Genomic DNA, 6,062 nt, shown 5'->3' with positions numbered 1-6,062 from the left:
TCCGCTGGAATTTACTCGACAGCACCCTCAGAGGAACGCCATACTGCAACGCCATCGATATCGAAGTTGCGAACGCATCCATCAATCCAGAAATTGTCGATCCCTCTTTCGACATCTTAATAAAAACCTCCCCGGGAGAGCCATCTTCGTACATCCCAACTGTGATGTAACCTTCATGACCGATGATTGAAAACTTATGGGTGATCGATGCCCGTTCGTCCGGTAACTTGTGCCGGAAAGGATTGGCGACTTTTGGAACAACAATGGCCTTTCCAGCATTTTTGATTTCTTCGAGACTGGTATTCAGCGGTTGAGTACGCTTGCAACCGTCACGGTAAATTGCAATTGATTTTAAACCGAGTTTCCACGCCTGCAGGTAAACATGCTCAATCTCTTCAACAGTAGCTTTATTTGGCATATTCACTGTTTTCGAGATCGCGCCAGACAAGAACGGTTGTACCGCCGCCATCATTTTCACGTGTGCCATATAGGGAATGTAGCGGTCGCCGTTATAGGGTTTGAATGCGCAATCGAACACCGGTAGATGCTCCGCTTTCAGTACCGGGCACCCTTCAATCGTATCTTTCGTTTCGATATGCTTGAGGATTTCGTGAGATTGCGATTCGTCATACCCTAATGCACGTAAAGCATGCGGGACGGTGTTATTCACAATCTTCAACATACCGCCGCCGACCAGTTTCTTGTATTTCACCAAAGCGATGTCCGGTTCGATGCCGGTCGTATCGCAATCCATCATGAATGCGATTGTACCGGTCGGCGCTAACACAGTTACTTGCGAATTGCGATAACCATATTCCGAACCGAGGGAGTAAGCGCCTTCCCAAGCCTGTTGGGCAGCCCGAAGTAACGGTTTCGAAACCGAGTGCCGGGCGGAGATATTATCAACCGAAGTTTGATGCTTCCGGATCACCCGCAACATAGATTCGCGGTTCTTGTCAAATCCGCTGAACGGTCCTTGCTTCATAGCAATTTGCGCCGACATCCGATACGCTTCGCCTGTCATTAAAGCCGTGATTGCAGCGGCAGTCGCGCGGGCTTCGATACCGTCATAGGGATAACCATAACTCATAAGCAAAGCGCCAAGATTGGCAAATCCCAATCCCAATGGACGGAATTCGTGGCTATTCGTTTCGATTTTCGGGGTCGGATAACTGGATGGATCGATGACGATTTCCTGCGCGAGAATCATTGTACGAACCGCATGCCGGAATCCTTCAATGTCAAAGCCGCGATTATCCTTGCCGAACTTCAACAGATTGATCGAGCTCAGATTACAAGCGGAATTGTCAAGGAACATATACTCGCTGCAAGGATTGGAGGCATAGATTCGGTCGGTGTTCGCACAGGTGTGCCAGTCGTTGATGGTGGTATCGAATTGTAGACCGGGATCACCGCACTGCCACGCTGCCTCGGCGATCTTATGCATCAGATCTTGGGCTTTATAGGAATCGACAACAAAGCCGCCGCGGACTGCCCGGGTCTGCCAAAAACCGCCTTCTTCAACCGCTTGCATAAACATATCCGGTACGCGAACGCTATTGTTACTATTCTGGAAAAAGACCGAGCCGTAAGCTTCACCGCCGAAACTACCGTCGTATCCGGCATCAATTAGCGCCCACGCTTTTTTCTCTTCCTTTACTTTGCATTCGACAAACTCTGCGATGTCGGGATGACCGACATTGAGAATCACCATCTTTGCTGCGCGGCGGGTTTTACCGCCGGATTTTATCACGCCGGCAAACGCATCGTAGCCCTTCATGAAACTGACGGGGCCGCTTGCAATGCCACCGCTGGTAAGTTTTTCCCGGCTCGAACGCAACGACGATAAATTGGTACCGGTACCGCTGCCATACTTGAACAGCATACCTTCGGTTTTCGCCAAATTGAGAATCGACTCCATCGTATCTTCGACGCTATTGATGAAGCACGCGCTACACTGTGGCCGCTCTTCAACACCGACATTGAACCAAACCGGGCTATTAAAAGCTGCAACTTGGTGCAGCATCATAAACGATAACTCGTCGTAAAAGTTTTCTGCTGAGGTTTCATCCTCGAAGTAATTGCCACGAATTCCCCAATCCGTGATTGTCCGGGTTACCCGGTGGATCAATTGTTTTAGGCTGTTTTCGCGTTCCGGTGTTCCGTAGCCGCCTTTGAAGTATTTCGAGACTACAACGTTGGTGGCAAGCATCGACCAGCTCTTCGGCATTTCAACACCACGCTGTTCAAAAACAACCTCACCTCGCTCGCTGGTGATTACTGCATCACGCAGTTCCCAATCCACCGAATCGAATACCTTCATACCTGGTTTCGTAAAAAATCGTTCAAATCGCATACCTTTGTTTGCTTCCGTTTTTTCATGTACTTGTTCTGAGCCGGTGTGATGTCGTTTGTTTTCGACACGCGGCTTAACGGATTCCAATGTTTGTTCAGTTCCCGGTTGTGAAACCGTTCGATTTTCCGCTACTGGGTTCGATATGGTTTCTTCTCGCATTTCCAACAAATTCTCCTCGATAAATCGCATAGTTATAGTTCCCCGTTCAATAAGCATTTTGCGTTCCTTACCCGCGCTTGCGGATAGCTTCTCGCTGTCGACTACTTTCGAGTATCGCCGCGTTGATGGATCCGTTCGACGAACTCCATAATACTTTTTTCCAAGCTAACTGCAGTGCGAGCGCCATACCAGGTGACCGCTTCCCCGTCGATTTCGTGGAATCGAATTTCGGGATGACATTCAGTTAATGATTGCATTATCCCGGAAATCTCTTCTGGACTCCAGTGATGTGGTTCTGAAGGAAACAGAATCCAATCAGGTGTTGCATGTCGGATATCTTCGATTGAGATTTCCGGATAACGGACACTACAGTCGAAAAACGGATTGACAAATCCGGCTCGTTTCATCATATCGCTTAGATAGGTATCGCCATTCGTTGTCATTAATGGTTTATGCCAGATCAAGGTGATCGCACGTAACGGTTTGATCCATCGGGTTAGCAATGATACTTGCGCTAATATATCCTCAGTGCGCTTCGCTAATAATCCGGCAGCTTCATAACAGTCGGTTAGAATACCAAGATCGCGTAACAAGTCAGGAACATCGCTTACCCGGCGGACATCGCTGACATACACCGGATATTTCTCCGCCAATCGCTGATAATCGCTAAGGCGGTTTTCTTCGCGATTGAGAAGGAGTAGATCAGGAGTGAGTTCGGCAATCTTCGCGAAGTCCGGATTCTTTTGTCCACCTACTTTAGGAAGTAATTGTACTTCGTTGGCAGGAGCGATACAGTAGTTGGAAACACCGACCAATCGCTTACCAGCGCCGATTGCAAACAGCGTTTCGGTCAATGATGGTATCAAGGAAACAATACGTTGCGCTGGTTGTTGTAACGAAACGATGCGCCCTGTTGGATCGATCAACATGAAAAATCCGGATGAAACAATTTCAAAGAATTGACGCCCCAAGATGAGAAAGGGATGGCTCGCTGTCAAGTTTTTGTTAGCAGTAAACGCAACAAGTAGTGTTATGTGACTGTGACGCCACAACACGTAGTATGGTTATTCACGTCACAGAACAATCGAAGTAACGAATAACAGAGAAGTTGAATAGGGTAGGCAAAAATTTCTCACGTTATTCACTACAACGAGCTCTCGGAACCGAGAGTTGTATGATTACATCACAATTCGTTTCATAGTGAGTTTCACACGCGCTCACTGAGGTTGACATATCGCTTTACAATGAGAAGAAGAGATTGTTTCCGAATTCGTGTGCATCTCTGTTCACGATTTGGCAAAGCGATAATGATGCAGTGGATTCAATCATCAGAAATACATCCGGTAGAATAACTTCACGTTTCTCCCAGCTTCCGGCATGATTGATTTCACCCTGGATAGATGCTTTCGATAGTCAGTATCCAACAGATTCTCGACCGAAAGAGTAAAAGTGTGCAGCGTTGCTCGCCACGGAACTTGGTATTGGAATCGCCAGTCTCCGGATAAGTACTGTGAGGTGGAAGTTTCAAACTCAGCGGTTCGTGTTTGCTTCCAAGCGCCGTAGACCGTAGCTGAAGCGCTCCACTCGATCGATTGATATTTCAGAGTGAGTTTTCCCGATAGCGGTGGAATTTGCGGCATTGGACTTCCGGTTTCGCGAAACACCCCTTGCACATAGCTTGCCGAAGTCATTGTTTGCCAACGTCCCCAAGTTTTTTCCCATGCCGCTTCGCCACCACACATCCGTGCATCGTATCCCGTGTACTGATACTGCATTAACAACGTGCGAGGATTTAGTAAGCCGGTGTTGCGGGGAAATATGTAGGCGTCGATTTCATTCCAGAAGAACGTAAGGTTTGCTCGGGAATCCTGCGTCATGTATTTCATTCCGACTTCACCGCCCCATGCGCGTTCGCTGCCCAATTCCGGGTTGCCGACTTCATACGAGTAAGCCGCCAAATGCGGACCCTCCGAATACAATTCTTCAATGCCGGGCGAGCGATGAGTTCGCATGCCGGTGATTGTCGCCGTCCACTTTGATGTGAGCGCACGATCGACCGTGATTCCGCCGGAAAACTCAGAAAACTGTCGTTGGCTTAGCTTGCCTATCCTCGCCGATATGCGTTGTTCTTTCGGCTTTATCTCATTGAAATCGAATCGCGCCGCTCCGGTGAGTGTCCATTGATTGTGTGAGTGTTCTTGATACAGAATAACTGATGCTTTACGCTCGCGAGCAGGGGGCGAAAAAACAAAACCGCCGGTTGCATACTCGCGTTGCTCGACAGCCAGTCCCAACAAACCGTTACGCAAGGGATCGTTTTGACGCCAATGAAAGTCAAGCGAGCCGTCGTATTGTACTGTACCGAACTCGGTGCCAAGAAACCCGCCGGCTTCATATTCGGCATGGTAATAACGAGTGCGAATCGCTTTGATTTCGATTTGACGTATCCACTGTTGGAAGTCAAATATCTGTACCTGCGATTCGATTCGATTCCGGTATAGTTTTATTCGAACACCGGATGGGTGAGCGCCAATGAATCCGCCGGGGATACCGTATTCAGAGTGGTACTCGTTGAAAGCAGTGCCAACCGAACCCCATGGAGTGCGACCGCTTATCCCGATACCGGCATGGGAAGTGTTCGTGGCGGTATTTTGCAGAAAACCGATGGGTGTTTTAAGGTCGTCAGCGCTTTGCAGATTTCCATTAATCCGCCCGGTTACCTGATAGGGAAGCGGTACAACGGCGTCGATGCCACTGGAAACATCGCGATTCACCGATTCGATCAGAGTGCTGGTCGTGATATGCAGCTTGCGCACTGAAGGATTAGGTATGTTCTCGCGGATTGAATTGATGACTCCGCCAAGAGTGTTTGAACCATACCGCAACGCCGCCGGTCCGCGTAAAACTTCGATTCGTTCCGCATTCATCGGGTCGATCACAACGGCGTGATCGGCGGCAGTCGCCGACAAATCGCCAGTTCGCGAACCGTCTTCTAATAGCAGTAACCGGTCACCGCTCAAACCGCGCAGTACGGGACGAGCGGGGGCGGGTCCCATCGTTCGGAGCGCAATCCCCGGTTCGTTTTCCAAAGTTGCCGCTAACGTAGTCGCCATCGTACTCCGCAACCGTTCTCCGGAAAGATCAAGCACGGGCGTTTGCGAAGTGGTTGCCATCCGGTTTGCTTTTTCCTCGACAACGATTTCTGCGAGTTTTACCGGCGTTAACGTCATTTTTACCGCGAGTCGAATCGGGTCGCCCGGCAATAGCGAAATACGGCGATTCCATTCGCGATAACCGATGCGACGGACGAACAGCGTGTACTCACCAGCAGGGAGGTTCGAGACAAAAAACTTACCAAACTCATCAGCCCGACCAAACCGTTTTATTTCAGGTAGATAGAAGTCACACCATCCAACCGGCTCGTTATTCTCGTTATCAACAACCGTTCCTACAAGCGTAGCGGTACCGCTAAACTGAGCGATATCTGCTGCGTTGGCGTAATAAGCCAACAGGATGAGCGGCAGCAAACCGCTCATCCAGCTGATTC

General features: G+C 49.2%; 3 protein-coding genes. All 3 read right to left on the bottom strand.

The genetic code is table 11. From position 1 onward, the window contains the following. On the bottom strand, positions 1-2,572 hold a 2,572-nt coding region (locus tag OEM52_03430; GenBank protein ID MDK9699190.1), incomplete at its 3' end, for a vitamin B12-dependent ribonucleotide reductase. Between the two features lie 44 nt (positions 2,573-2,616). Continuing rightward, positions 2,617-3,444 (bottom strand): helical backbone metal receptor, encoded by an 828-nt coding sequence (locus tag OEM52_03425; GenBank protein MDK9699189.1) that lies wholly within the window; start codon positions 3,442-3,444, stop codon positions 2,617-2,619. 399 nt (positions 3,445-3,843) lie between these two features. Then, a complete protein-coding gene (locus tag OEM52_03420) occupies positions 3,844-6,051 on the bottom strand; it encodes a TonB-dependent receptor (GenBank protein MDK9699188.1) in 2,208 nt (735 codons plus the stop codon). Positions 6,052-6,062: the final 11 nt, after the last annotated feature.

The sequence above is a fragment of the bacterium genome (genome assembly GCA_030247525.1).
GTDB lineage: Bacteria > Electryoneota > JAOADG01 > JAOADG01 > JAOADG01 > JAOTSC01.
This window is presented reverse-complemented; position numbering and strand designations above follow the sequence as displayed.

What these genes read in the sequence shown, in the direction of transcription:
- OEM52_03425 (MDK9699189.1), bottom strand. Translation starts at nt 3,444, where the DNA reads ATGTTGATCGATCCAACAGGGCGCATCGTTTCGTTACAACAACCAGCG.
- OEM52_03420 (MDK9699188.1), bottom strand. Translation starts at nt 6,051, where the DNA reads ATGAGCGGTTTGCTGCCGCTCATCCTGTTGGCTTATTACGCCAACGCA.